This window comes from Anaerococcus tetradius ATCC 35098, assembly GCF_000159095.1.
Classification (GTDB): domain Bacteria; phylum Bacillota; class Clostridia; order Tissierellales; family Peptoniphilaceae; genus Anaerococcus; species Anaerococcus tetradius.
This window is the reverse complement of the sequence record NZ_GG666296.1, coordinates 106,686-131,741: the sequence shown is the minus strand read 5'-3', so window position 1 is coordinate 131,741 and position 25,056 is coordinate 106,686. Positions and strand designations below refer to the sequence as shown.

The following is a 25,056-nucleotide window of genomic DNA, read 5'->3' as shown; positions in this document are numbered from 1 at the left end:
ACTGAAACTTCTCAACTACCGTTTCTTTCTGTAAGCACTTTTCCGATCAAAGCTCCCTATCTAAGTCAATATTAAGTATAAGCTTATGTTACCATATAATTTAGACTTTGCAAATTATTTTTAAAATATAAAAGCACGATAAGGATAAATTGACCCTAACTGAGAACTAATTTATAATAAAATTAGAAAAAACAATAAAAGGAAAACTTATGAAAAATGGCATTATACTTACAGGTCATGGTAAAATCGCCTCTGGTATCTACTCTGCTATTCAGATGATAGCAGGCAATTTCGATAATTTAAGAGTTTGCGATTTCAAAAAAGGAGATAGCTACGATAATCTTGATATAAAGCTTATAAAAGCCTACCAAGAACTTTCAACTTACGAGAATATAATAGTCCTAGCAGACATAGGAGGGGGAAGCCCTTTCAATAGAGCTGTCCTAAGTTTAGCTAGCTATAAAAATGTCTATTTCTTAACGGGTATGAATTTTGAGATGGTCTATCAAGCCCTAAATTTTGATTGCGATGATATCAATACTTTTCTAAAAAAAATAATAGATACAGCACAAAAGTCGATTTACTTATTTGACTAGCAAAAAAGGCCCTTGCAAAAGTATGAATAATATCTCAACCCTAGAAGCTTTTTCTAAAGATGAGATGATCATTCACTCTGCAAGAGCCTTTTTCCACTAAAACTAAATTTATAAACCTAATTTATTTAGGAGGAGGGAGGATATCCTTAGTTTTAGGATTTTTATATCTTAATACTTGTTATATTCGACCATTAGCTTTTCTTTTCTAGATTTTTCGGCATCAAAGCACATCAAATGGCTTGCCAAACTTTCCATTGCTCCAGTTTTCACTTCATCGACACTGCCATTGCAAGCATCATAGAAGGCTTTGATAATAGCCCTATCAGACCCACCATGGCCGCCAAACATGTTGTTTACCTTAAACAACCTATCTTCGTCTTTACCAAATACATTTACTCTTATTTCTTGAGTTAAATCATCAGCTATGATTTCACCCTTTGTCCCTTGGATTTTGATATTTCTGTGGACATCTTTGGCAAAAGCAGAAAGGTTAAAGGTTGCTGATACTTCATCTTCAAATTGGATGGCTATGGATTGGTGATCACAGACGTCGTTATCTGATTTGAATACACATCTTCCATAAGGACCTTCTTCGAGAGCTTTCTTCAAACTTTCATCAGTGATTTTTGGATCGACAACTGCTCTCCAGCCTCTTCCCCTGCCGATAGTATAAAAGTCCTTGACAGAAAATATACATGAGTCTTGATATTTACAGCTTAGACACCTGTCAGCTGCTCCTTCTGGTTGATTTTCCTCTTTGAAATATGTCAAGGATCCATAGGCTGATATTGATTTAGGCATCTTACCTGTTAGGTAAAGGAGGATATCCATATCGTGACAGGATTTTTGAAGAATAAGAGGAGATGACTCAACAGAATTTCTCCAGTTACCCCTTACAAAAGAGTGGGCGAAGTGAAAATATCCAATATTTTCATTATGGTTAATATTTATAAGCTCACCTATGGCTCCTTCATCTATCAATTCTTTTATCTTTCTAAAGAAAGGTGAATACCTCAATACATGACAAATCATAAAAACTTTCTCATAATCTTTTGCCTTGTTAGCAATATTTAGCACCTCTTCTCTTATAGGAGAAATGGGTTTTTCCAATAGGATATTTAGATTCATATCCAAGGCTTTCATTGTTATATCATAGTGCTCCCTATCATAGGTAGCTATAATTATAGTATCTGCAAACTTTTCCTTTTCTAATTTATCAAAAAAATCTTTCTCATCTTTAAATATGTATTCGTCTGATATGTTAAATTCTTTTTTTACCTTATCTAGTTTTCTTTGATCCCAATCAAGGGCAGCGACTATCTCTACCCCCTCGTATTGGATCAATTCCTTAGCATAGGCTTCGTGTCCTCTATTACCGCATCCAACAACTGCAACTTTCATTTTTACTCCTCAATATTCTAAACTATATAATACTTTCTTGCCTTATAATTATTTTATCAGCACAGACCTCACTTATTAAGAGAGTGCTCAATTATCTTTTCTTTAGCTTCATCGGTTGATAGTATATTTTGTAGACCTATAACCTTAATTCCGCTTTCAATTTCTTTTTCAAAGTTATCTTCAAAGTTTTTAGCACAAAATATAAGGTCAACATCTTCATCTATAGGAGATCTATCCTTTATAGACCCATGGTCTATTTCAAGCTCACCCTTATAATTTAATTCTTCAAATGCCTTCTTAATAACTTCTTTCATTAAAATAGATGTTGCTATTCCATTTGCGCAAAGAACTAGTATTTTCATCTCTCCTCCCTAATTTAATAATTTATAAAATTTGCTAATATTAAGATATCTTATTTCCTGTATCTGGATCAAACAAGAAGGATTTATTTGCATTCAAATATACTTCTAAGCTTGATCCCAATTCATAATCTAAATTCATAAAGTCTCTAATTATGATTTCATTATCTTCACAACTTGAATATACAACTTTCTCACTACCCAAAGATTCTACGACTTCTATTTTAGTCTCTAGGGTGATTACTTCTTCTGTATAATTTTCTACATATATATGCTCTGGTCTTGTGGCTACATTTACGCTATCCTTATCATAGGCCTTGAGTTTGTCCGCCAAAACTTCTGGCATAAGAATTTTTTGCCTTCCCACATAGCCTAATAATTGTGAGCCGTCTTTCTCCAATTTTATATTGATAATATTAATCCTTGGTGATCCTATAAAACCTGCTACAAATTCGTTGACAGGATTGTTATAAAGGTTAACTGGCGTATCTACCTGTTGGACAAGTCCCTTATTCATAACAACTATCCTATCACCTAGAGTCATAGCTTCTGTTTGATCGTGGGTTACATATATGAATGTAGTATTCAAATCCTTGTGAAGCTTATTTATCTCTGTTCTCATTTGAGTTCTAAGCTTAGCATCAAGATTAGATAAAGGCTCATCCATCAAGAAGACCTTAGGATTTCTAACCATAGCCCTACCAAGGGCAACTCTCTGATTTTGACCGCCTGAAAGTTGGCTAGGTTTTCTATCTAGGTAATCTTCGATTTGAAGCATCTTTGAAGCCTTAGTAATCTTCTCCTTAATTTTATCCTTATCCATTTTTTGATTCTTGAGGGCGTAGGCCATATTATCATAGACTGTCATGTGAGGATATAGGGCATAATTTTGAAAAACCATAGCTATATTTCTATCCTTTGGTTCAACATCATTTATGACCCTTCCATCTATTTCAATCTCTCCTGAAGATATATCTTCAAGTCCTGCCAGCATCCTCAAGGTTGTCGATTTTCCACAACCAGATGGGCCGACAAATACAACAAATTCGTTATTTCTTATATCTAAATTAAAATCCTTAACAGCATGAAAGCCATTATCATAGATTTTATTTACATTGGTAAACTTAATACTACTCATCTGTTCTCCTTAATTTTTACCTTACAATACCGATTTTACATTAACCCTTCATACCACTTTGAGCTAGACTTTCTATAAATTGTTTTTGGAAAATAGCAAAAAGCAATATCATTGGCCATATTGATAATAGGGCACTAGCCATATATACAGGGAAATTGACTGTGTATTGACCAGTAGATGCCATATTTGCCAAGCCTACTGCTAGAGTTTGTTTGGCAGGTAGGGTGTTAACAATCAAAGGCCACATTAGGTTGTTCCAAGTATATAATAAACAAGTTATTACAAGGGTAACTATTCCTGGCTTTACTATAGGCAAGCATATATCAAAAAATATTTTAAATTGACCTGAGCCATCGATTCTTGCTGCCTCTTCTAATTCTTTAGGAATTTGACTGAAAAATTGCCTCATCAAGAATGTTCCCATAGCTGAAAACATGCTTGGCAATACCAAAGCTGTTATAGTATTTAGTAATCTCAATTTGTTCATTATTTGAAATTGAGGAACTAAAAATATTTGACCCGGCACCATCAAGACTGACATTATCAATATAAAAATAATGTTTTTGAATGGGAAATCAAGTCTTGCAAAGGCATAGCCTGCCATAGTACACATAACTACCTGACCTATGGTTGTAAAAATAGCATACAAGGCAGTGTTCTTGTAAAGTAAGATGAAGTCTATTTTCTTTAAAGCAACGCTAAAGTTAGACCATTGCAAAGCACTTGGCAAGATTACTGGAGGTATAGCCATGGATTCGCTTAGGGTTTTTAAGGACGTTAAAATCATCCACAAAAATGGGAAAACCGTAAATATAACTCCAATTATAAGAACTAAATGTATTAAGATTTTCTTGAATTGACTAGTTTTTAACATTGTTTATCCACCTTTTTTGTAATGTCATTTGTATAAAGGTAATGACAATTATAATAACAAATAAAACGGTCGCAACAGCAGCTCCATAACCTTTTCTACCAAAATCAACGGCAGCTTGATAGAATAAATAAACAATAGATTGACTACTTTTTAAAGCTGGACTAGTCTTATTTATCATCATAAAGATAATATCAAAGACTTGAAAGCTACCTATCAAATCTTTTGTTATTACAAACAAGAGGGTTGGCGATAGCAAAGGAAAGGTTATAGTAAAAAATTGTTTAAATCCACTAGCTCCGTCAAGCTTAGCCGCTTCATAGTATTGCTTAGGTATTGACTGCATGCCAGCTAAGAAAAATATAATATTCATTCCCAAGCTCATCCATATTCCAACAACTATAATACAAGCTAAGGCAGTATTGTTATCAGCAAGCCAAGCTTTAGGTTGACCACCAAACTTCATAATCAGCTGATTCAATAAGCCGTATTGACCATTATAAATCCATTTCCAAATCATAGCAACTGCTGCCGGCATTGTTACAGCAGGCAAAAAGTATAAGGTCCTATAAACTCCTATTCCCTTAATATTTTTATTCAACAAGTTCGCTACGGTCATTGATATTATTATTGATAAAGGAACAGTAAATATTGTGTAAGTAAAAGTATTTTTAAGTGCCATATAGAAATTTTCATCAGCGAACAATTCCTTATAATTAGCCAATCCTATTGGCTTCCATACTCCAAAAGAGTTCAAATCAGTAAATGAATAAAAAATATTTTGGAAGAATGGTATTATGTAAAACACAGTAAGGCCTAGCAAAACAGGGAGTATCATTAAATACCCCCATTTTACCGCCTGTGAGTTATACCTTTTTTTATTAGTTTTCTTATTTTTCATAACCCACCTCGCTATTCTAGGATAAATTATTCTTTAGACAATGCGTCATTCATCTTGTCAGCTAAATCCTTTAATGAATCTTTTGCTGGTCTTTCTAGTGAAAAGATTTCGTTAATAGCATCATTTTCATATTGGTTCCATACTGGTGTATTTTTGCTTACTGGGTAAGGAACTGAATATTCTAGCTCATCAACATAAGCTTTTAGGTTCTTGTCTGGATATGAAGCTTCCCAAGTTTTTAGTGATTTATTAAGAGCAGGAATTACTGTTCCCTTGCTAGCCCATAGCTCATTTACTTCTTCAGAAGCTAAGTATGCCATAAAGTCTAAAGCTTGTTCCTTATTTTTTGAATCCTTTGCCAAAGCATAAGAAAGACCATGGATTGTAGCTGCTCTTTTCTTTATTAAAGGCATAATTTGTAAATCTACCTTGTCCTTGAAGCTTGCATCTCCGAAAAATTCTGGAACTCTCCAGCTACCTAGATAAACCATAGCTATTTTTCCAGCCTTGAACAAATCATTATCAGGAGTGTCTGTTAGAGTTTTTAGATCAGGAGAAATTCCTTTTTCAATTAAATCTGTCCATCTCTTAACTCCTGCTTCAGCTTCTGGACTATCGTATCCAGATTTTTTCTTATCTTCACTTATAATGTATCCACCAGATTGAGGAATAGTATCATATATTCCTTCTTGAGTCATAGACTTAGCAGAAGTTCCCCATATTCCTTTTTCTTTGTTTGTTAATTTTTCAGCTGCCTTAACAAAATCATCCCAAGTCCAATTTTCATTAGGATATTCAACACCTGCTTGATCAAATATTTCTTTATTGTAGAATAGGGCAGTAAGGTCCCAATCCTTAGGGATTCCGTATAGCTTACCTTCGTATGTATAGAGATCAATCAAACCCTTTGGGAAATCTTCCTTCTTGAAATTCAACTTATCCATATGTTCATCTAGGGGTTCTAGAACACCATTAGAAGCAAACTTAACAAAGTTAGGACCATTCATAGTAAAAATATCTGGCATAACTTGGCCTTGTGCTTGTGTTTCTAGTTTTGTGAAGTGATCTTTGAAAGTTGTTTCCTCTATTTGAATATCAATATCAGGATGTTTTTCTTCGTATTTTTTCTCAATCTCCTTCATAACTTCAATTTGATCAGGGTTCCACATGGCCATTCTAACAACAGTTTTACCATTATTGCTAGTGCCATTGTCAGCCTTATCCTTGCTCTCATTTCCACTACATCCTGTTAACATGGTAACAGCAGCAACTGCGAATAACATTTTCTTAATAGCTTTCATATTTCCTCCTTAAAACTATTAGTTGACAGAAAATTTTGGATTTTGAAAATTTCAAAACGATTTCATGTCCAGTAATGGTAGTTACCTTGTAAATAGTATAGTCCCTCATTGCTATTTAGTCAAGTAAAATATTAATTTTATTTATCAGTAAATTAAAGGCACTTACAGAGATTAGAATTTTTAAATAAAATATTAACAAGAAAAAACTTATATCTTTTAACAAAATGGATACTACCATATCAAATCATCTTCTAACCCTATAAATTTTTTTATATAAGATTATTTACACATGCTTTAATATCTAACTAGCCTTTGTTAGCGATTTGCTATATAATATATATAAGTTTAAACAGGAAATGAGGAATTTCGATGAAGAATGTATTAATAACCGGAGGGGCTGGATATATAGGTTCCCACATAGCAGTCGAACTTTTAGATAAGGGTTATGGAGTAGTCCTTTATGACAATTTATCTAATTCATCTAGAATTTGTATAGATAGGGTTGAGGAAATAACAGGCAAGTCAGTTAGCTTTTACGAGGCTGATGTCCTTGATTATGACAGGCTAAAAGAAGTTTTAGCTAAGGAGAAAATCGATGTGGTCATCCACTGCGCAGCCCTCAAGGCTGTAGGCGAATCTGTAGAAAAACCCTTACAATATTATCACAACAATATAAGTGGTACTTTATCCCTTTTAAAGGCTATGAATGATATAGGATTAAGGAATATAATCTTTTCTTCTTCAGCTACTGTTTATGGTGATCCAGAAAATGTGCCTATAACAGAGGATTTTCCAAAGGGCATTTGCACCAATCCTTACGGTTGGACTAAGTCTATGATGGAGCAAATTATGACTGATTTATATACATCAGATCCTTCTTGGAAGGTTATTCTTTTAAGGTATTTTAATCCAATAGGCGCTCACAAGTCTGGAAAAATCGGTGAGGATCCAAAGGGGATTCCTAATAACCTTCTTCCTTATATAAGCCAAGTTGCTATAGGAAAGCTAGCTTGTCTAAGTATTTATGGAGATGATTATGATACCCACGATGGTACTGGAGTTAGGGATTATATCCATGTAGTCGACCTTGCCAAAGGCCATGTCCTAGCAGTAGATAAGCTTGATGAACTTTCCGGAGTTGAGATTATTAACCTTGCTACAGGAAGGGGATATTCTGTTCTTGATGTAGTTAAGGCCTTTGAGAAGGCTTCGTCTAGAAAAATTGCCTACAAGATTGTAGGAAGAAGGGCCGGCGATATAGCCGAATGTTATGCAGATGCTAGTAAGGCCTACAAGCTTTTAGGCTGGAAGGCTTGTAATGGTATAGAGGAAATGTGCGAAGATTCTTGGAGATGGCAATCACAAAATCCTAACGGATACGAGGAAAAGGAGCAATGATGAAGACAACTCTTGTAGTTCTTGCAGCAGGTATTGGCTCAAGATATGGGGCAGGCATTAAGCAGCTTGCCAAGATGGACGATAATGGATATACAATCATAGATTATTCTATTTTTGATGCAATGAAGGCAGGTTTTAGCAAAGTTGTTTTTATTATAAGAGAAGAAATCGAGAAGGATTTTAAGGAAATAATTGGTTCTAGGATTGAAAAAATAATAGATGTCGAATATGCCTACCAGGATATGACTTTGCCAGCTGGCTTTATTAGTCCAAAGGAAAGAAATAAGCCTTGGGGCACAGTTGATGCTGTCCTTACCTGTAAGGGGCTGGTAAATGAACCTTTCTTGATAATTAATGCAGACGACTATTATGGTAAGGAAGTTTTCGAAGATCTTCACGAGTTTTTAGTTAATCACAAAGAAATAGAAGATGGCAAACTTCAAATAGCTATGGCTGGCTACAAGCTAAGAAATACCCTCTCGGATAATGGAGCTGTAACTAGAGGAGTTTCGGTTGGAGATGAGGATAACAAGCTTACAACTATAATCGAAACTCACGGAATAAAACTAGAAGATGATGGTTCTCTTTCAAGCAAGGAAAATCTTAGTCCTGATTTACTTAGGCTAGATGCTCTAGTTTCTATGAATTTATGGGCTTCTTACCCAAAATTTATAAGCCTTTGTGAAAAACATTTCATAGGATATCTAGAAAAGAACAAGGACGATTTAGCAAATGCCGAGTATGTACTCCCAAATATGATAGCTGAGCTTATTAATGAAGATGAGGCTTGTGTTACAATACTTCCTACTGATGAAAGATGGATTGGTATAACCTACAAGGAAGACCTAGCCCCAGCCAAGGAAGCTTTCAAAGAAATGTTTGAGGAAAAACTTTACCCAAAAGACATTTGGAATATCTAAATTTAAACATTTGACAAATATTTTTTTAAAATTATAATAAGTCTATAAAATAGAGAAACAATAAAAAATATTATTCATAAGGAGATTTTATGGCAGAGATTGTTTTTACTAGAATTGATGATAGGCTACTTCATGGCCAAGTTGGTAGAGAATGGGTTAAATCTGAGGGAGCTGATCTTATACTTGTAGCTAATGACAAGACAGTAGATGATAGACAAGCCCAAAAACTCATGAATATTGCAACACCACTTTTTGCTGAAGCTATTTTTTGGTCTATCGATAGAACCATAGCAGAAATCGAAAGCAAATTTGAAGATAACAAGGTACTCATTCTTGTTGAAAGCCCAGAAGATGCTTATAAGTTAGTAGAAGCTGGTCTTGATATTACAAGTGTAAATGTCGGAAATATGAGACAACTTCCTGGCAAAGACGAAATCAACGAAAATGTCTATGTAAGCAAGGAAGATAGAGAATTTTTCAAAAAATTAAAGGATAAAAATGTAAGCCTAGATATTAGGACAATTCATTCTGATCAAGCAGCTGACGAAAATATCCTATTCTAGGACCTTTTCCCCGACTATAGTCGGGGCTTTTTAATTGGAATTTAGAAGAAAAAGGGCTCTTTAGAAATTTAGATAGCCACAAGCTTCATTAAAAAGTCCTCTGGAAAGTTTAAAAAACCCCAAAATCTGTATTCTGGATTTTGGGGTTCTGGCCAATGTCTACTGGTCCTTTTCTTTTTCTTTATTTTTAAGTTTTCTGAGTCTAACAGCCTTTATTCTATTGTCTTCAATGTAGAGTATTTTTATTTCGTATCCATTGTATTCTATGGTTACATTAGAATTTTCATCTGGTATATAGCCAAGCCTATCTATGATAAATCCACCGAGGGAGTCGTAGTTTTCATTTTCTTCATCTATGGCTATATTTGTCTTTTCATTTAAGTCCTTAATAGATATGGAGCCCTTAACGACAAATACGTCCCTGCCATTTTCCTTTATTACTGGTATGTCGTTATCGAAGCTATCGTCAATATCTCCCACGATTTCTTCTATTAGGTCTTCCATAGTTACTACTCCAGAAAATCCTCCATATTCATCTATAAGCACAGCCATATGGATGTGTTTTTTTTGCATATCAGAGAAAAGTTTATCAGTTTCTATCTTGTCTGGTGCAAAGTAGGCAGGTCTAAGAATTTTCTTGATGTCTACTCCCCTTAGTCCTGTTTTTGTAGCTTCTAGGAGGTAATCTTTGGTATAGACAATACCTAGGATATTGTCCAGTTCATCTTCATAGACAGGTATCCTTGCGTGTTTAATCTTGGTAAACTCTTCTAGAAATTCCTTATCCTTATCATTTATATCAATCATAAAGACGTCAGTTCTTGCAGTCATTATCTCCTCTGCTAGAAGGTCATCAAAGGTCATAATCGAATGAATCATCTTTGATTCCATAGGCCTAAGGATTCCCTGGTCTTCTCCAATTTGGACAATTGATTTTATTTGCTCACCTGTAACTTGTTTTTGGATGTTTTGTGCCTCTATACCAAAAATCTTCATAAAAAGATTGGTAACCGATGTGGTAAGTCCGACCATGGGCCTTGTCAAAAATATAGTAAGCCTAATAAGAGCTACCGTCTTACTAGTAATCTCCATGGGAAATCTTACACCAATCCTTTGGGGGATTTTGTCCACAAAGATGACCTTCAATATAGTATAAACTACAATGGATATTATAGTTACCCATCTAATAGGCAAATTTCCCGCTAATAAATAGCCATCTGAGCTTACTTCCCTTAATCTTTTAGCAAAATAAGCTATTGTTAAGAGAGAAAAAATTATATTTACAATATCGAATGATTGGTTTAGCCTATCTTGGTCTGATAAAATCTTTAGGATAGCTTGGGATTTATCATCTCCATTTTCGCTATCTTCTTCGAGTTTTGATGTATTTAGGGTAATTAGCCCTGTATGAATTGCAGTAAAAAATCCATTTATTAAGAAAAATAAAATTATAGTAAATGTTGTAATTAAGCTATGGTAGGGTCCAGTTTCCATTATATCTTATCTCCATTCTTTATGTATCTAATATTGACTATATACATAAAGCTTGTATTGTCAAAAACATTGAGAAAAAAGCCACCCTTTTTAAGTGAGAAGAAACTTTCCCTTGGCCATTAAATAAGAGCTTAATCCAAAGCTTACTCTATTTTTCTAGTAAAGCTTATTGATGCAGATAGGTTTTTGCTTTTTAAAGTCTTTAGGCCTATCTTCTTTATAGAAAAAGAAGACCTAGCGGCCTTCTTATTTTTCTTCAGCTATTATATCTTTAACCTTCATAAGTCTAGATATTGTAGCCCTTTCGTTTTCTTCTAGTTTTGCCCTTATATATTTAATTGTTTCTTCTAGGTCTGGAATAGTCCTATATTCTAGGGCATTAACTCTTCTTCTTGTGCTTTCTATCTCATCTGCCATAAGCTGGGTAGTTTTTTCTAGCTCAGCAAGCTCTAGGAGTCTTTCCATTACTTCTTTTAGACCCTTTATAGCCTTATCAAGGCCTGCAGATGTTTCTGCATAACCATAAGGAAACATACTGGCATTTTCGTTTTCTTCTAGCTTAAATTCCATCTTAGGAATTCTTACGCTCATGACATTTTTGATACTTATATCAACGCCAAGTTTTTGGGTAGGAAAGCTTACTGCCTCCTCCATAAATTCTGGGCTCATAAAGGCACTTGCTATGAGGAAGTCAGAAAAAGAATCCTCTAATTCTTTTTCCACTTCTTCTCTTAATTTTTTGTTTTTTCTAATAAGCTCTAAGAACTGTCTCATTAATTCATCTTGCTTGTCTTTTAGTAGCTTGTAGCCACGTTTGCTAGTTGCAAGCCTGTCTTTTAATGCATTTAGATTCATCCTCGTTGGCGTTACTTTTAATCTTGCCATAGCACGCTCCTAATCTAAATATTTTTCAATTAGCTTATCATCTATTCTCTTAAGCTCTGATTTTGGTATAATCTTTAGAAGTTCCCAACCCAAATTTAGGGTATCTTCGATAGTTCTGTTGGTGTAGTAACCTTGGTTGATGTATCTTTCTTCAAACTCTTTGGCAAACTTTGCAAAGGCAAGGTCAGCTTCTGATAGGGCAGAATCACCCAAAATCTTTTGAAGCTCTCTTGCATCAACACCTGATGCGTAGGCTGCATAGATTTGATTCATTGTATCTGCGTGATCTTCCCTAGTTTTTCCCTTACCTATACCCTTATCTTTAAGTCTTGATAGGGATGGAAGGATTGATACAGGTGGCTCAACTCCTTGGTTATAAAGCTCTCTATTAAGGATGATTTGGCCTTCTGTAATATATCCTGTTAGGTCTGGGATTGGGTGAGTTATATCATCTTCTGGCATGGATAGGATTGGAATTTGTGTAATTGTTCCTGGTTTGCCACGAAGTTTTCCAGCTCTTTCGTAAATTGTTGAAAGGTCTGTATAAAGATAACCTGGATAACCACGACGACCTGGCACTTCCTTACGGGCAGCAGATACTTCACGAAGGGCTTCTGCGTAGTTAGTCATATCTGTCATGATTACTAATACTTGCATATCCTTTTCGAAGGCAAGGTATTCTGCAGCTGTAAGGGCCATCTTTGGTGTTGATAGACGCTCTATAGCTGGGTCATCAGCAAGGTTCATGAAAAGAACTGACCTATCCAAGGCTCCAGTTTTTCTAAAGTCATTCATGAAGAATTGTGCTTCTTCGAAGGTAATACCGATGGCAGCAAAGACTACCGCAAAGCCTTCATCATCTGATAAAACTCTAGCTTGTCTTGCAATTTGTGCTGCTACTTGGTTGTGTGGAAGTCCGTTTCCAGAAAATATTGGAAGCTTTTGTCCACGAACTAGGGTATTAAGACCATCTATGGTGGAAATTCCTGTTTGAATAAACTCTGATGGGTAATCTCTTGATACAGGGTTGATAGCTGTACCATTTACATCTCTTTTTTCTTCAGGTATTATTGCAGGGCCATCATCTATTGGCTCTCCTAGACCATTGAAAGCACGGCCTATCATATCTTCCGATACGCCAAGCTCAAGAGGTCTACCTAAAAATCTTACAGAAGTAGATTTAAGGTTAATACCAGTAGAGCCTTCGAAAAGTTGAACCATGGCACGATCTTTTTCTATTTCTATTACACGGCCACGACGACGCTCGCCTGTTTGCATTTCGATATCTACAAGCTCATCAAAGCTTACACCCTCTACTCCTTCAACGAGCATAAGAGGGCCAACTACTTCAGAAACTGTTTTATATTCTTTTAACATTATGCCTCCCTTATAAGCTCATCTATTTGCTTATCAATTTCATCTTTAATTTCTTTGATGCTTCCTAGGTCATCTTCGGAAATTAGTTTTAGTCTTGTAATTCTTTCACGAACTGGAAGTTTCTCAATTTTATCAAGATCTACTCCAGCTGCTAGGGCTTCTAAAGACTTATCGTAGTTGTATAAAATAGTATCGAGCATCCTATCTTGCTTGTTAAGTGAGCAGTAGGTGTCTACATCGTGGAAGGCATTTTGTTGGAGGTAGTCCTCTCTGATTGACTTAGTAACATCAAGTTTTAACTTGTCATCATCAGATAGGGCGTCACGACCTACAAGCCTTACTACTTCTTGAAGACCTGATTCTTGTTGCAAAAGACTCATTGATCTCTTTCTATTTTTCGAAAAGTCCTCATCAACTTCTCCGTCTATATACTTATCCATCTTCTCTTGGTAGAGAGAATATGAGGATAGCCAGTTTATAGCTGGGAAGTGTCTTTGGTAGGATAGGTCGTAATCTAGTCCCCAGAAGACCTTAACTATACGAAGTGTCGCTTGGGTAACAGGTTCTGATAAGTCTCCTCCTGGAGGGCTTACAGCTCCAATTACAGAAAGTGAACCTATATCATCCCTAGATCCAAGTACTTCAACCTTACCAGCTCTTTCGTAGAAGTCTGCAATTCTACTTGCAAGATATGCTGGGAATCCTTCATCTCCTGGCATCTCTTCAAGACGACCACTCATCTCACGAAGGGCTTCTGCCCATCTTGATGTAGAATCCGCCATCATAGCTACATTGTAGCCCATATCTCTAAAGTATTCTGCAAGAGTTACTCCAGTATAGATAGAAGCCTCACGGGCAGCTACTGGCATATTTGATGTGTTTGCAATAAGAACTGTACGTTTCATTATTGATTCGCCAGTTTTTGGATCTATAAGTTCAGGAAATTCGTTAAGTACATCTGTCATCTCATTTCCACGCTCACCACAACCAACGTAGATTACTATGTCAGCGTCAGCAAACTTAGCTATTTGGTGTTGAACTACAGTTTTTCCAGAACCAAATGGTCCAGGAATTGCAGCAGTACCACCCTTTGCAACTGGGAAGAAGGTGTCTATTACTCTTTGACCTGTAATAAGTGGCTCATTAGGATCAAGTTTTCTTGTAACAGGACGAGGCTTTCTTACTGGCCATTTTTGCATCATTGTTACTTCTCTGTCGCCATCTTTTGTTTCTACTATAGCTATTGTATCATCGACTGTAAATTCACCTGAAAGTATATCCTTGATTTCGCCTTCTATACCATAAGGAACCATTATCTTGTGAGTTATAACTGATGTTTCTTCTACCTCACCTATGATATCTCCAGCTTTTACCTTATCAGAAACCTTAGCTGTTGCTTTAAAGTCCCATTTTTTGTCACGATCAAGAGCCTTGCTAGTTACACCTCTTTTTAGAAATTCTCCCGCAAGATCTTGAAGTTTTTCAAGTGGTCTTTGGATACCATCATACATTCTTTCAAGCATGCCTGGTCCAAGTTCTACTGATAGGGGATGTCCTGTAGAAATTACTTCATCACCAGGGCCAATTCCTGTTGTTTCTTCGTAAACTTGGATACTGGCAACATCACCTCTCATCTCAATTATTTCGCCGATGAGCTTATCTTTTGATACCTCGACCACATCGTAAATATTAGCATCGGATAGGCCCTCTGCCTCTATCAATGGTCCAGATACCTTTGTAATTTTACCTTTGTTCAAATTAAGCTCCTTTAATCTAGAATGTTTGCTCCAACTGCCTTTTCGACTGACTTGTTAATGTCAGAAAGGCCAATCCCCATAGATCCCTTGTTGGATGGGATTAGGATAATAGCTGGAGTCATTTCTTGTCTATATTTATCAATTGTAGATGGAATCTCTTTGGCTAAATCTTCTGTAATGAAAATTACCCCGAAGTTTTCCTTAGCCAATTCTTTTATATTTTTTTCAGCATCAGATCCATCTATCGCTGTATATACTTCAACACCCAAAGCCTTGAAAGCAAGGATTGAGTCCTTATCTCCTATTACCGCTACTTTATACATAAGACTTCCTCAACTTTTCTAAAGTAAATTCCTTATCAAGATTATTAAGTTTAGATACAAGGAGAATCCTCAAGTTTTTAATCTCTGTTTCCTTGGAAATTACATAATTCATCAAGACTTCTGGCCCAAAAGTTATCATCTTAGCATCCCTAGTATAATCTGTGCTATGAGCATCTATTGCCTTTTCTAGGGAAAGAATATTATCATCAAGTGCCTTATCATCTTTTAATGCTTCTTTTACATAGTTTCCAATTTTAGTATTATTAAGGCTTCCTATAAGCTTATTAAGGTCATAGGAGAAGTATTCTTTAAACTTTTCCCCTTCTATGAATCCACCTTCTACTAGGGCCTTTTCTAGAGTATCCATCCCTTCATTTTGGCTTTTAACCCTAAGTAGGCTCTTTAGATTAATCAAGTCAATACTCTCTCTTGTGAAGTCTACTAGGCTATCAAGTTCTAATGCCCTTGCGTCCAACAAGAGTTTTTCATAGTAGGACTTATCAAGGCTAATATCGATATCTTGTGGATTATTGCTCTCATTGAAAGCTGAAAGCGCCTTTTGGGCATAGTCTAGATATAAATCATCAGTGTTTTTGGAAATATCTAAACCTTCTGATGGTTTTAAGCTAGAAATCTTATCAAAAAAATCATTCTTCCTATCTTCTTTGATTAGATTTTTCTTGATATAAGCTAGATCAACATCTCCCATATCCAAGTATAAGCTTGAATAGTCCTTATCTTGAATAAGTTCTTTTACTAGAACTTTCAAGTTGTGGAAGATATATTTTTCTAACATATAATTGATAATCTCCTTATCTGGAGCAATATCTCTTATAAGATCGTAGACCCTTTTTAATTCATTTTTTAGGATTCTTTCGTATTCTTCTGCCCTGTCTAGATTATTGATTGATTCTCTATAAATTGTATCATTTAGCTGATTTAGGACTTCTCTTACAGAATCATAATCATTGAGTCTTTCAAAATCTGTCCTAGTAAGGAGGTTTTTTTCATACATTCTTGTTGAAATAGATGCGCTTATATAGTCATCTTTATTCATCTAATCACCTCACTTAAATAAAGAATCTGATATTTGCTTTTTAATATCGTCGATTTTGTATTTGATTAAGGAAGAAAATCTATTATCATATTCGACTTTGCCATCCCTAACTATGAAGCCTTCGTCAACACTTTCATCAATGATTGTAAAGTTTTCCATCTCCTTATAAGTAAAGATATCCTTAAAGCTCTCTTCTAGAAGAACTTCTCCCCTCTTGATTTGTGAGTTTTTGATTGTGTTTAGGACATATTTCTTATAGGAGTTTGCGTCCATTTTTTTAAGATGATATTCAAGTCTTTTTATGACATCGTCTATAACTTCATTTTTGCCAGAGATTATAATATCTCTTGCTTGTCTTTTAGCTGAAACTTTCTCATTGGAAAGAATTAGTTCTGCCTCTTTTTTTGCATCAGCTGTGATTTTTTCTGCTTCAGCTTTAGCCTTCTTGTTCATATCTTCTAGGATTGTCTTAGCTTCTGCTTTGGCAGCTTCTAATATTTGATTTTCTTCTTTGTTAGCCTTATCTTTTATGCTTTGTAATATTAAATCAAGATTATTCATAATCTTATCCTAATATTAAACGTTTAGTACTAGTAATAGGGATATAACGAATCCAAGGATAGCGTATAACTCAACCATTACAGCGTAAATTACACCCTTGATAAACTCATCTTCTTTTTTTGCTAGGATATTTACACCAGCTACAGCTACTCTACCTTGAGCTATTGCTGAGAAATAACCAACTATTCCTACTGGAAGTGCTGCCATTAATAAATATAGGCCCCTAGCTGTGTCTACATTTCCAGCTATGATTTGTTGGTAGATGAAAAATCCGATTACGAATCCATATAGACCTTGAGTACCTGGAAGAAGTTGCAAGATAAGTGCTTTACCAAACTTTTCTGGTTCTTCTACTGTTAGGGCAGCTGTTGCCTCACCTGTCATACCTGTTCCTCTTGCAGAACCCATTCCTGATAAGAATGTAGCAAGTGCTGCTCCTAGAACTGCAAATATCAAACCACCATTTTCAACTAAAAAATTACTCATTGTCTCCTCCTCTTAATACTTTGACAAATTTTGTATCTTCTATCATTTCACGGAACTTAACTCCGCCACCTTCATAAAATTTATTAAACATCTCTACATATATCAATCTTAGACCATGAACATAAGCTGATAGGTAGGATAGGAACATATTAAATAATTGGAATATTACAAAAATTATGATTCCTGCTACAAGTCCACCAAGACCAGCTCCTGCAACCAATTTTACAATTAAGTTTACAGAATAGGCTACGAAACTTCCTGAGAGAACTAGGGCCATAAGTCTTAGGAAGGATACAAAATCTCCTATCCAACTTGTTAGACCATAAACTTCATAAGCTCCTGAACCGATTCTTCCACCTATTGATTTGACAGCTCTTCCTGCAAACAAGAAGATGCCCACCATACCAATAATCATAATCCACTTAGCAAGAGGTGCTTTTGTAAGGGCAAGGCCCACAGCTCCACCAACTGCCATATACATAAAGCCTACATCGTAGAGAGCATCCATTGGCTTACCATCTCTTAGATACATGTAGCCCTTAACTCCTAGGGCAACGGCAAGTGAGATTGCACCGATTACCAAACTCATGACTATAAGCTCGTTTATATCTTTTGCTGTATCTATTAAGCCAAATGGCACTTGTATTATTCCACCAAAGACTGAACCGAAAATAGCCCCAAATACACAGGCAGAAATTGATATTCTTAGGAATAGTCTTAGGTTCTTTTCTGTGGATTCTGGGAATTTCTTTAGTTTAAGAGCAAGTAAGATTGCAATAGTTGCAAGAGCTCCATATCCTAAATCCCCTATCATGAAGCCTGTAAAGATTGTATAAAATATCGCTACAAGCCCGCTTGGGTCTAGTTCATTGTATTTTGGTAAGGAATATGTTTTGACTACTTCCTCATATGGGTCTACCAGCTTGTTATTCTTCAGTATAATTGGTACCAGGCTGTCATCTTTGTCAGCTTCTTTGATATCAAGTATGTAGGTATCACCCAAGACACTTTTGATGTCTTTTTTAAATCTTTCAGTATCTTTAACTGGAATGTAGCCTTCAATGACATTCATAAGCCCAGTTTCAAGGAAATATTCACTTGATTCTTCTTTTCTTCTACGGTTTAAGACATAAGCCTTATAGATATATAGGTCCTTTAAGTATTTCTTAAAATCTAAGATTTCTTTTTCGAGATTATCTATGATTTTTGTGTTTTCTTCAAGTTTAGTAGACAAATCGTCAATTTCATCTACAATCCTTGTACTTGAATTAATTTTAACCCTGCTAAATCCGAACTCTCTTAGAAGTTCTATTAGGTCTTCTTTTTCTTCATTGCTAGATATGGCTACTATATAGCTTGTTTTATCAGCCTCAGAAATCTTGTAGACTAAGGATTTTTCCAGGTTTTTCTCGACTATAGCTTTCTTTAGCTCGTCATAGAATTGATCTGAAATAGATCCACTTTCCACAAAGACCCTCTTAGAATTATAAAGTTCGTTGATGTCTACATCTATATCCTGCCATGGTTTAAGGCCATTAAGCTTGTTTGTCAATTCATTTTTATGACCTAGGGCTTTTTCTCTTTTTTCAATTAATGTTCTCATATTTGCATAGATTAAGTTGAAATCGAAGTTTTTGCCCCTGGATTTGACATCTTCTAAGCTCATCTCACTAAAACTTGTATCAAGGGGAAGATTTCTATCTTTCATATAGGAGTCGATTACAGAGATTACATAGTCAACTTTGTTTATATCTGAGTCGAGTTTTTGCAATTTTTCTGTATTTCTAACCTCGGAAAGATAAGTCTTATCCTCATCCCTTTCTAGGTCGTTAAAGTGAACATAATTAAAACCTTGGAGAATATTTAGTAGGTCATCCCTTTCAGATTTAAAAGCTAGCAAGTTAAACTTATTCATTTTAACTATTGCCATTTTCTATAATCCTTTCCCCCAAACTTTCTACGATACTATCAATTGTATCCCTGTTTTGATTCTTGATTTCTTCCCTCTTAGCTTCTGCTTCTTTGAGAATAGGCTCTTTTTCTTTTTTTGCAGTATCTTCTGCATCCTCAAGAATCTTCTTAGCTTTACTTTTGGCACTCGCAATAATACCCTTGTATTCTTCTTCGGCCTTAGCCTTAGCTTGCTCTATAATATCACGAGCTTTAATTTTCGCATTATCGACAGTTTCGGTTGCCTTATCTTCAGCTTCCTTAACTTTCAATAAAATATCGTCAGCCATCTTTCACCCCCTATTTGCCTTATTAAAATTATATCATAAAATACCTATATATGATATAATTAACCAACAAAGATGATTTTTAAACAACATTTTGAGGAAAAAATTATGATTAAGAAAATTAGCCTACTTTTTTTAGCTATTTTTTTGTTAGGATGTAAGGGGAATCAGCAAAAAAATTCTCCTAGCCAAGAAGAAAAAACAAATACAAATTATCCCTTCTGTCAGATTGATGGTGTAAAAGAAGATGATAGTCTTTATACTAGATCGAACTCCTTCAGCCTTCCTTCAGATATAAAAACAGATCAAGACAAGGCCTATTCTAAAGATGAACTAGCTAATCTAGACTATGACAAGGAAATTTTATTTTCTAATATCTATATAAGATTACCGAAAAGGTCAAAGATTTTTACAGACGGAAATAAATATTACATAGATTTTCCTTATAGCGAATCTTACAATATTTTTATAAGTTTTGATAAAATAAAAAATGATGAAATCTTAAAAAGCAAGGATATATTAAGGGCAGCCGAAATTTTTTCTAAAACCATAAACTATGAAGAAACTAGACTTTGTAAGCCAATTAGAAATAAAATGACTAATATAGACTCTGCCTACTTTGTTACTGATAAAAAAGATAGAAGGATTACCCATCTTTTGGTTGATAGTCCAAATGGAATAATCCATTTTGCAATCAACGAGAACAAAAAGCTTAGTGATAAGTCCAAGGATATTATGAGCGATTTACTAATCGCTATGTACAAAGAAGCGGACGATCCCCTAGAAATCGGCAAAGACTTTACGGACTATACGAAAGATATCAACGTCTTTGCTAGTAAGAAAATAGATTTGGATGATTTGAAAATAAGGATACCTGAAGATTTTAAGCTAAGCCAAGACAAAAACGGAATCAAAGCCTTCATCTCCAAGAAAAACGGAAATGTAATTTCAGAGATTATCATGAAATATGACAATAAGGATGAAATCAAACTTGAAGATGCCTATGATATTAACTCAGGTTCTATAATTTATCCAGCCAACATCGTAACAAGTGACCTTGCAAGTTTTGGTAGGATTAACAAGGTTTCCTTTATGAAGGGCAAGGCAAGGTTGTATATGCCTTCTTATAGCCTAAAAGGCGATAAAATCGTAATAGATACAGATAAGGGCTATCTAAGTCTTTTTGTCCTAGGCCCTATTAATGATAATAATCAAACCAATATTATGTCGACATCTATTATCAATTCTATAGAAAAATAAAAGGAAAAGCCTAATGAATTAAGTTTTCACTAGGCTTTCCCTTTATTAATCATCTAATTTTTTGAGGAATATATCACTGCTTGCTAGGGGTGATATTCTTATATTTTTATCTTCGATTTTTACAAGAACTGTGTTGTCAAAGTCATCGAAGCCTTCTATTAGAATTTTTTTGCTAATATTTATGCCCATTGATTCACAATATTTCAAAAGTTTCCTATCGTCGGCTATTCTTCTTATTATATAGCTATCGCCGACTGTGGCATCCTTTAATTTTATTAGCATCTCGTTTTTTTCTTCGTTATTTATATATATGCTAGAGCCGTGAGGACAGCAATCAGGATAACCCAAATATGCATTTAGCTTATTTAAGAGGTCATCTGTTGTAACTGACTGAAGATTGTTTGCTATTTCATGAATATCTGTCCAATTGTATTTTAGCTTTTCTTGGAGGAAATACTCCCAAAGCCTATGCTTGGAGATTATGAGTTTAGCAATCTTCATTCCTTGGTCGGTCAAAGCATTGCTTCTGCCATCTTCGATTAAGCCATCCTCCTTGAGTTTTTTTAGCATTTCTGTTACTGAAGGGGGCGATAGATTTAAGCTCTCGCTTATTTGTTTGTTTGTTATTTTTTTCTTATCTCGCATCAATTTGAAAATTGTTACTAGATATTCTTCCCTCTGGGGGTTAATTAGTGGCTTTTCCATAATTCATCCTCTTTACTTTGCTTAGATTAATATACTTCTTGATTAGTAGAAGGACAAAATATAAAAGGAGATTGAAGAAGGATACCATTCCTGATATGGATACATTAAGCCTCATAGCCAAAAAGAAGGCAAGGCTTGGACTAATGATTGATATTAGCGCTGATAAGAAGAGAGCTTTAAGGAGAGAATCACTTAAAAGCAAAGCGCAAGCTGCAGGTCCTATGAAGCAAGAAATAACAAGTATTGCCCCCAAACTATTAAAGGAGATTACCGCTGTTAGGGAGGTAAGGGCCATCAGCATATAAAATATTAGCCCAGTAGGTATGCCTACTAGCTTGGCAAAATCCGGATCAAAGGTCGATATTTTTAGGCCTTTATAGAAAAGACCTATAAATAGTATTACCAAAAATAAGATGGATATAGCTTCAACTAGGCTCTTAGCTATTGGAAAGCCAAGTATATTTATCTTTACTATTGACGAAAACAAGAGTTCTCCTAAGAGTACTACATCTGTATCAAGGTGAACATTTCTAAAATACCTACTTATGAGTATGACTGCCAATGAGAATAGGAAGGGAAAAACCATGCCTATGGCGTCATCATATTTAGATAGTTTTTTCTTGCCTATGGTTTCAATCATAAAAACAGTAAATATCCCCATAAGGCTTGCACCTATGATTAGAAAAGGAGAACTTAAATCATGGGTGATAAAAAATCCTAGAACTATTCCCAAAAGTACAGTATGGCTTATGGCATCAGTAAGCATAGAAAGCTTCCTTAGAATTAGAAATACCCCTAAGAGAGAACAGGATAAAGCTGTAGTGATTAATATTAATAGTGTTTCAAACATTAGCCCTCCTTATTTTCCTTTCCTAATAGCATATACGAATGATACAAAGCCTATAAGACTTGCAGCAATTATTATTGATGGCCCTGTAGAGAATCCCTTGTAAGCTGTCGATATAAAGGTTCCAACGAAGGCAGCAAGCAAGGCAAATATAGAAGAGATAGCTAAGAGTCCTTCATAGCTTCTAGCAAACTTGCTTGCACTTACAGTTGGTATTATCAAAAATGATGAAATAAGTATTACTCCAACAGCCTTAATACCCACACCAATTACTAGAATTGTCATAAAGAGTATCAAATAATCTAGAAGCTTGGTATTTACTCCAATCATCATAGAGAAGTTCTTATCAAAGATATAAGCCTTAAAATCTTCAAAGAAAAGAAGAAATATACAAAGGCAAATCAACAAGGCTATAAAGATGACTTTCACATCAGCTTCCATCAGATAGGCAGCTTGCCCAAAAATATAATTGTTTAGACCGGCTTGGCTAGTCTTTTGATAAGAAGGGTTAGCTTGAATGTATGATTTCAAGACAAGACCAAGACCGAACAAACCTGAAAGGCTTATTGCCATATTAGCATCTGCACCAATTTTTGAATTTTTGTTGGCGAAATTCACCAAATAAAAGCAAATTCCTGCCGCAAACATAGCTCCAAACAAGAGAAAGAGTGGATTCCTCTCTTTTATTAAAATGAAGGCTAGGACTATTCCAAAAAAACTAGAATGGCCCATAGCATCGCCTATGAGGGATTGATTTTTATAAACATTTATGCTTCCAACAAGGGCTGCAACGATGGCGAGCAGGCTCGTTCCCATCAGTACAACTCTGAAAGAATAAGACATCAAAACATCCATACTATCCCCTAAAGCCTTGTTCAATATATCTACATACGCTGTCGGTATGGATAGGACCATGGAACTTAACATTTCTATTTAGAACGACTATATCGTCAAAATATTTTGTTAGTGAATAAATATTGTGGTGAACACATACGATAGTCTTTCCATTTTCTTTCAATCTATCAAATTCACTAGCGATTATATCTTCTGTCTTGATATCGACACCTGTAAGAGGCTCATCTAATATATAAAGCTCAGCGTCTTGAGCGAGTGCTCTGGCAAGAAAGACCCTCTGCTTTTGACCTCCAGATAAATAAGCTATTTGCCTATCTTTGAAATCAAGCATGCCGATTTGCTCAAGGGCTTTGATAGCAAGCTCTTTGTCTTCATTGCTATATTTTTTAAAGAGCTTGCCCTTTTTGTACCTTCCCATTAAAACCACGTCCATAACACTTATTGGGAAATTCCAATTAACTGAATCTTTTTGTGGAACATATGCAATATCAGTCTTAGCTAGTTCGATATCTTTTCCTAAAACTTTAATCTCTCCCTTATCCTTTTTTGCAAAGCCTATTACTGCCTTTATGAGGGTAGATTTACCTGCACCATTGGCTCCAACTATGGCTGTCTTAGTATTCGCTTTTATTTGTAAATTAATATCTTCCAAGACCTTATTTTCTCCATAGGATAGGTCAAGATTCTTTATATCAATTGCATAGGCCATATCTACTCCTACTTTAGGTTTTCTACCATCAAATCAACATTGTGCTTATACATATCAATGTAATTATCGCAAAGCTCGCCCTTCTTAGCGAGGGAGTCAGAAAATAGTTCTTGACCATCTCCACTTACAACCTTTACATCAAAACCATTTGCCTTTACAACTTCTCTTAACTTTTCCATTCTCTCTGGATTTGTTGTTGACTCGGCAAAAATAGCCTTTATTTTCTTTTCAGCTATAAATTTAGCTGTATCCTCAAGGTCCTTATTAGAAACTTCAGAATCGGTACTTACTCCCTGTGGAGCCATTACTTGCATCCCATAAGCTCTTGAGAAATAATTAAAGGCATCATGAGGAGTTATTAGGTATCTTGATTCAGGATTAATTTCTGCAATTCTCTTTTTGATATAAGAATCAAGATCATCTAATTTAGCTAGGTAGGCTTTCTCATTTTCCTTAATCTTAGCTACAGTTTCTGGATCATCCTTTAGAAGCTCTTGAAGCTTGGCTGATGTATTTGAGAAAGCTTGCTTATAAAGGGAAATATCAAACCAAAAGTGTGGGTCGATAACCTCTGTACCACCCTCATCCATCTTGCCGATTTTTGATTCATCAAAATTTTGAGTGATTGGATAACCTACTGCCTCGAGTGCTTCAACCATCTTGCCTTCAAAATGAAGTCCGTGGTACAAAACAAGGTCGGCCTCTTTAAGTTTGGTCAAATCTTCTGGCTTTGCAACATAAAGATGTGGATCTTCTCCTGCTGGAATAATCATCTCTACATTGACCTTATCGCCAACAAGTTCATTAACCATATCAGCTATGAAGGATGTAGTAACTGTAACAGTCTTTTTTGAATCATCCTTAGCTGTTTGTGTAACTTCTTTTTTTGTATCATTAGCTTCTTTGTTCGTATCAGGACTGCTAGCTCCCTTACAAGAAACGAGGGCTAGTGATAGAGCAAGAAGCATGAAAATTTTTTTCATTTCTTATCCTCCTAAAGTTTTATAAGTTTATTATATCACATCGATTTTGCTCGTCAAATTATTTTTTTAGGT

At 35.2% G+C, this 25,056-nt stretch carries 26 protein-coding genes; 5 read left to right on the top strand and 21 right to left on the bottom strand.

Going from position 1 to position 25,056, the window contains the following annotated elements:
• Window positions 1–209 precede the first annotated feature (209 nt).
• Window positions 210–596 (top strand): PTS sugar transporter subunit IIA, encoded by a 387-nt coding sequence (locus HMPREF0077_RS03720; protein ID WP_004836626.1) that lies wholly within the window; start codon window positions 210–212, stop codon window positions 594–596.
• 168 nt (window positions 597–764) lie between these two features.
• On the opposite strand, the gene HMPREF0077_RS03715 is transcribed toward HMPREF0077_RS03720, so the two are convergent.
• The 6 genes from HMPREF0077_RS03715 to HMPREF0077_RS03690 form a co-directional block, all read right to left on the bottom strand.
• Entirely contained in the window at window positions 765–1,997 is a 1,233-nt protein-coding gene (locus HMPREF0077_RS03715) for a Gfo/Idh/MocA family protein (protein ID WP_004836625.1), read from the bottom strand.
• A gap of 68 nt (window positions 1,998–2,065) precedes the next feature.
• Window positions 2,066–2,359: a PTS sugar transporter subunit IIB gene (locus tag HMPREF0077_RS03710; RefSeq protein ID WP_004836624.1), complete on the bottom strand. Its 294-nt coding sequence runs from the start codon at window positions 2,357–2,359 to the stop codon at window positions 2,066–2,068.
• A 40-nt stretch (window positions 2,360–2,399) separates the two neighbouring features.
• Window positions 2,400–3,494 (bottom strand): ABC transporter ATP-binding protein, encoded by a 1,095-nt coding sequence (locus HMPREF0077_RS03705; RefSeq protein ID WP_004836623.1) that lies wholly within the window; start codon window positions 3,492–3,494, stop codon window positions 2,400–2,402.
• A gap of 40 nt (window positions 3,495–3,534) precedes the next feature.
• Window positions 3,535–4,368, bottom strand: coding sequence for a carbohydrate ABC transporter permease (locus tag HMPREF0077_RS03700; RefSeq protein ID WP_004836622.1), 834 nt, complete (start codon window positions 4,366–4,368; stop codon window positions 3,535–3,537).
• Entirely contained in the window at window positions 4,355–5,266 is a 912-nt protein-coding gene (locus HMPREF0077_RS03695) for a carbohydrate ABC transporter permease (RefSeq protein WP_004836621.1), read from the bottom strand. The genes HMPREF0077_RS03700 and HMPREF0077_RS03695 overlap by 14 nt, the downstream gene beginning before the upstream one ends.
• Before the next feature lie 26 nt (window positions 5,267–5,292).
• A complete protein-coding gene (locus HMPREF0077_RS03690) occupies window positions 5,293–6,567 on the bottom strand; it encodes an ABC transporter substrate-binding protein (RefSeq protein ID WP_004836620.1) in 1,275 nt (424 codons plus the stop codon).
• Window positions 6,568–6,936: 369 nt separating this feature from the next.
• Between HMPREF0077_RS03690 and galE the strand changes: the two genes are divergently transcribed.
• From galE to HMPREF0077_RS03675, 3 genes are all read left to right on the top strand, one after another.
• Entirely contained in the window at window positions 6,937–7,965 is a 1,029-nt protein-coding gene (gene galE, locus HMPREF0077_RS03685) for a UDP-glucose 4-epimerase GalE (RefSeq protein ID WP_004836619.1), read from the top strand.
• Entirely contained in the window at window positions 7,965–8,885 is a 921-nt protein-coding gene (locus tag HMPREF0077_RS03680) for a sugar phosphate nucleotidyltransferase (RefSeq protein ID WP_040349384.1), read from the top strand. The genes galE and HMPREF0077_RS03680 overlap by 1 nt, the downstream gene beginning before the upstream one ends.
• 89 nt (window positions 8,886–8,974) lie before the next feature.
• Complete coding sequence (locus HMPREF0077_RS03675) at window positions 8,975–9,448, top strand: PTS sugar transporter subunit IIB (protein WP_004836617.1); 474 nt, start codon at window positions 8,975–8,977, stop codon at window positions 9,446–9,448.
• A gap of 159 nt (window positions 9,449–9,607) precedes the next feature.
• Here the strand turns inward: HMPREF0077_RS03675 and HMPREF0077_RS03670 are convergent, their stop codons facing one another.
• From HMPREF0077_RS03670 to HMPREF0077_RS03625, 10 genes are all read right to left on the bottom strand, one after another.
• Entirely contained in the window at window positions 9,608–10,942 is a 1,335-nt protein-coding gene (locus tag HMPREF0077_RS03670; RefSeq protein ID WP_004836616.1) for a hemolysin family protein, read from the bottom strand.
• Between the two features lie 246 nt (window positions 10,943–11,188).
• Window positions 11,189–11,827 carry a V-type ATP synthase subunit D gene (locus HMPREF0077_RS03665; RefSeq protein WP_004836615.1) on the bottom strand — a complete coding sequence of 213 codons (639 nt, stop codon included), beginning with the start codon at window positions 11,825–11,827 and terminating at the stop codon, window positions 11,189–11,191.
• A 9-nt stretch (window positions 11,828–11,836) separates the two neighbouring features.
• Window positions 11,837–13,204: a V-type ATP synthase subunit B gene (locus HMPREF0077_RS03660; protein WP_004836614.1), complete on the bottom strand. Its 1,368-nt coding sequence runs from the start codon at window positions 13,202–13,204 to the stop codon at window positions 11,837–11,839.
• Complete coding sequence (locus HMPREF0077_RS03655) at window positions 13,204–14,961, bottom strand: V-type ATP synthase subunit A (protein ID WP_004836613.1); 1,758 nt, start codon at window positions 14,959–14,961, stop codon at window positions 13,204–13,206. The genes HMPREF0077_RS03660 and HMPREF0077_RS03655 overlap by 1 nt, the downstream gene beginning before the upstream one ends.
• A gap of 11 nt (window positions 14,962–14,972) precedes the next feature.
• Complete coding sequence (locus HMPREF0077_RS03650) at window positions 14,973–15,284, bottom strand: V-type ATP synthase subunit F (RefSeq protein ID WP_004836612.1); 312 nt, start codon at window positions 15,282–15,284, stop codon at window positions 14,973–14,975.
• The gene (locus HMPREF0077_RS03645; RefSeq protein ID WP_004836611.1) at window positions 15,277–16,341 is read right to left on the bottom strand and encodes a V-type ATP synthase subunit C; all 1,065 of its coding nucleotides are present in this window, start codon (window positions 16,339–16,341) and stop codon (window positions 15,277–15,279) included. The genes HMPREF0077_RS03650 and HMPREF0077_RS03645 overlap by 8 nt, the downstream gene beginning before the upstream one ends.
• Before the next feature lie 9 nt (window positions 16,342–16,350).
• The gene (locus HMPREF0077_RS03640; protein ID WP_004836610.1) at window positions 16,351–16,902 is read right to left on the bottom strand and encodes a V-type ATP synthase subunit E; all 552 of its coding nucleotides are present in this window, start codon (window positions 16,900–16,902) and stop codon (window positions 16,351–16,353) included.
• A gap of 15 nt (window positions 16,903–16,917) precedes the next feature.
• Complete coding sequence (locus HMPREF0077_RS03635) at window positions 16,918–17,388, bottom strand: V-type ATP synthase subunit K (protein ID WP_004836609.1); 471 nt, start codon at window positions 17,386–17,388, stop codon at window positions 16,918–16,920.
• Window positions 17,381–19,318, bottom strand: a complete 1,938-nt coding sequence (locus HMPREF0077_RS03630) for a V-type ATP synthase subunit I (RefSeq protein ID WP_004836608.1) — start codon at window positions 19,316–19,318, stop codon at window positions 17,381–17,383. Before HMPREF0077_RS03630 ends, HMPREF0077_RS03635 begins: the two co-directional genes overlap by 8 nt.
• A complete protein-coding gene (locus tag HMPREF0077_RS03625; protein WP_004836607.1) occupies window positions 19,305–19,628 on the bottom strand; it encodes a hypothetical protein in 324 nt (107 codons plus the stop codon). The genes HMPREF0077_RS03630 and HMPREF0077_RS03625 overlap by 14 nt, the downstream gene beginning before the upstream one ends.
• Window positions 19,629–19,733: 105 nt before the next feature.
• Here HMPREF0077_RS03625 and HMPREF0077_RS03620 point away from each other — a divergent pair, with 105 nt between their 5' ends.
• Window positions 19,734–20,885, top strand: coding sequence for a hypothetical protein (locus HMPREF0077_RS03620; RefSeq protein WP_155811726.1), 1,152 nt, complete (start codon window positions 19,734–19,736; stop codon window positions 20,883–20,885).
• Between the two features lie 45 nt (window positions 20,886–20,930).
• Here HMPREF0077_RS03620 and HMPREF0077_RS03615 read toward each other — a convergent pair whose 3' ends face one another.
• From HMPREF0077_RS03615 to HMPREF0077_RS03595, 5 genes are read right to left on the bottom strand one after another with little or no spacing between them, the layout of a single operon-like run.
• Window positions 20,931–21,590 carry a metal-dependent transcriptional regulator gene (locus HMPREF0077_RS03615; RefSeq protein WP_004836605.1) on the bottom strand — a complete coding sequence of 220 codons (660 nt, stop codon included), beginning with the start codon at window positions 21,588–21,590 and terminating at the stop codon, window positions 20,931–20,933.
• The gene (locus tag HMPREF0077_RS03610; RefSeq protein WP_081445717.1) at window positions 21,571–22,440 is read right to left on the bottom strand and encodes a metal ABC transporter permease; all 870 of its coding nucleotides are present in this window, start codon (window positions 22,438–22,440) and stop codon (window positions 21,571–21,573) included. Before HMPREF0077_RS03610 ends, HMPREF0077_RS03615 begins: the two co-directional genes overlap by 20 nt.
• 9 nt (window positions 22,441–22,449) lie before the next feature.
• Window positions 22,450–23,292, bottom strand: coding sequence for a metal ABC transporter permease (locus HMPREF0077_RS03605; RefSeq protein WP_004836603.1), 843 nt, complete (start codon window positions 23,290–23,292; stop codon window positions 22,450–22,452).
• Between the two features lies 1 nt (window position 23,293).
• Window positions 23,294–24,001 carry a metal ABC transporter ATP-binding protein gene (locus HMPREF0077_RS03600; protein WP_004836602.1) on the bottom strand — a complete coding sequence of 236 codons (708 nt, stop codon included), beginning with the start codon at window positions 23,999–24,001 and terminating at the stop codon, window positions 23,294–23,296.
• Between the two features lie 8 nt (window positions 24,002–24,009).
• Window positions 24,010–24,984: a metal ABC transporter solute-binding protein, Zn/Mn family gene (locus HMPREF0077_RS03595; protein ID WP_004836601.1), complete on the bottom strand. Its 975-nt coding sequence runs from the start codon at window positions 24,982–24,984 to the stop codon at window positions 24,010–24,012.
• Window positions 24,985–25,056 lie beyond the last annotated feature (72 nt).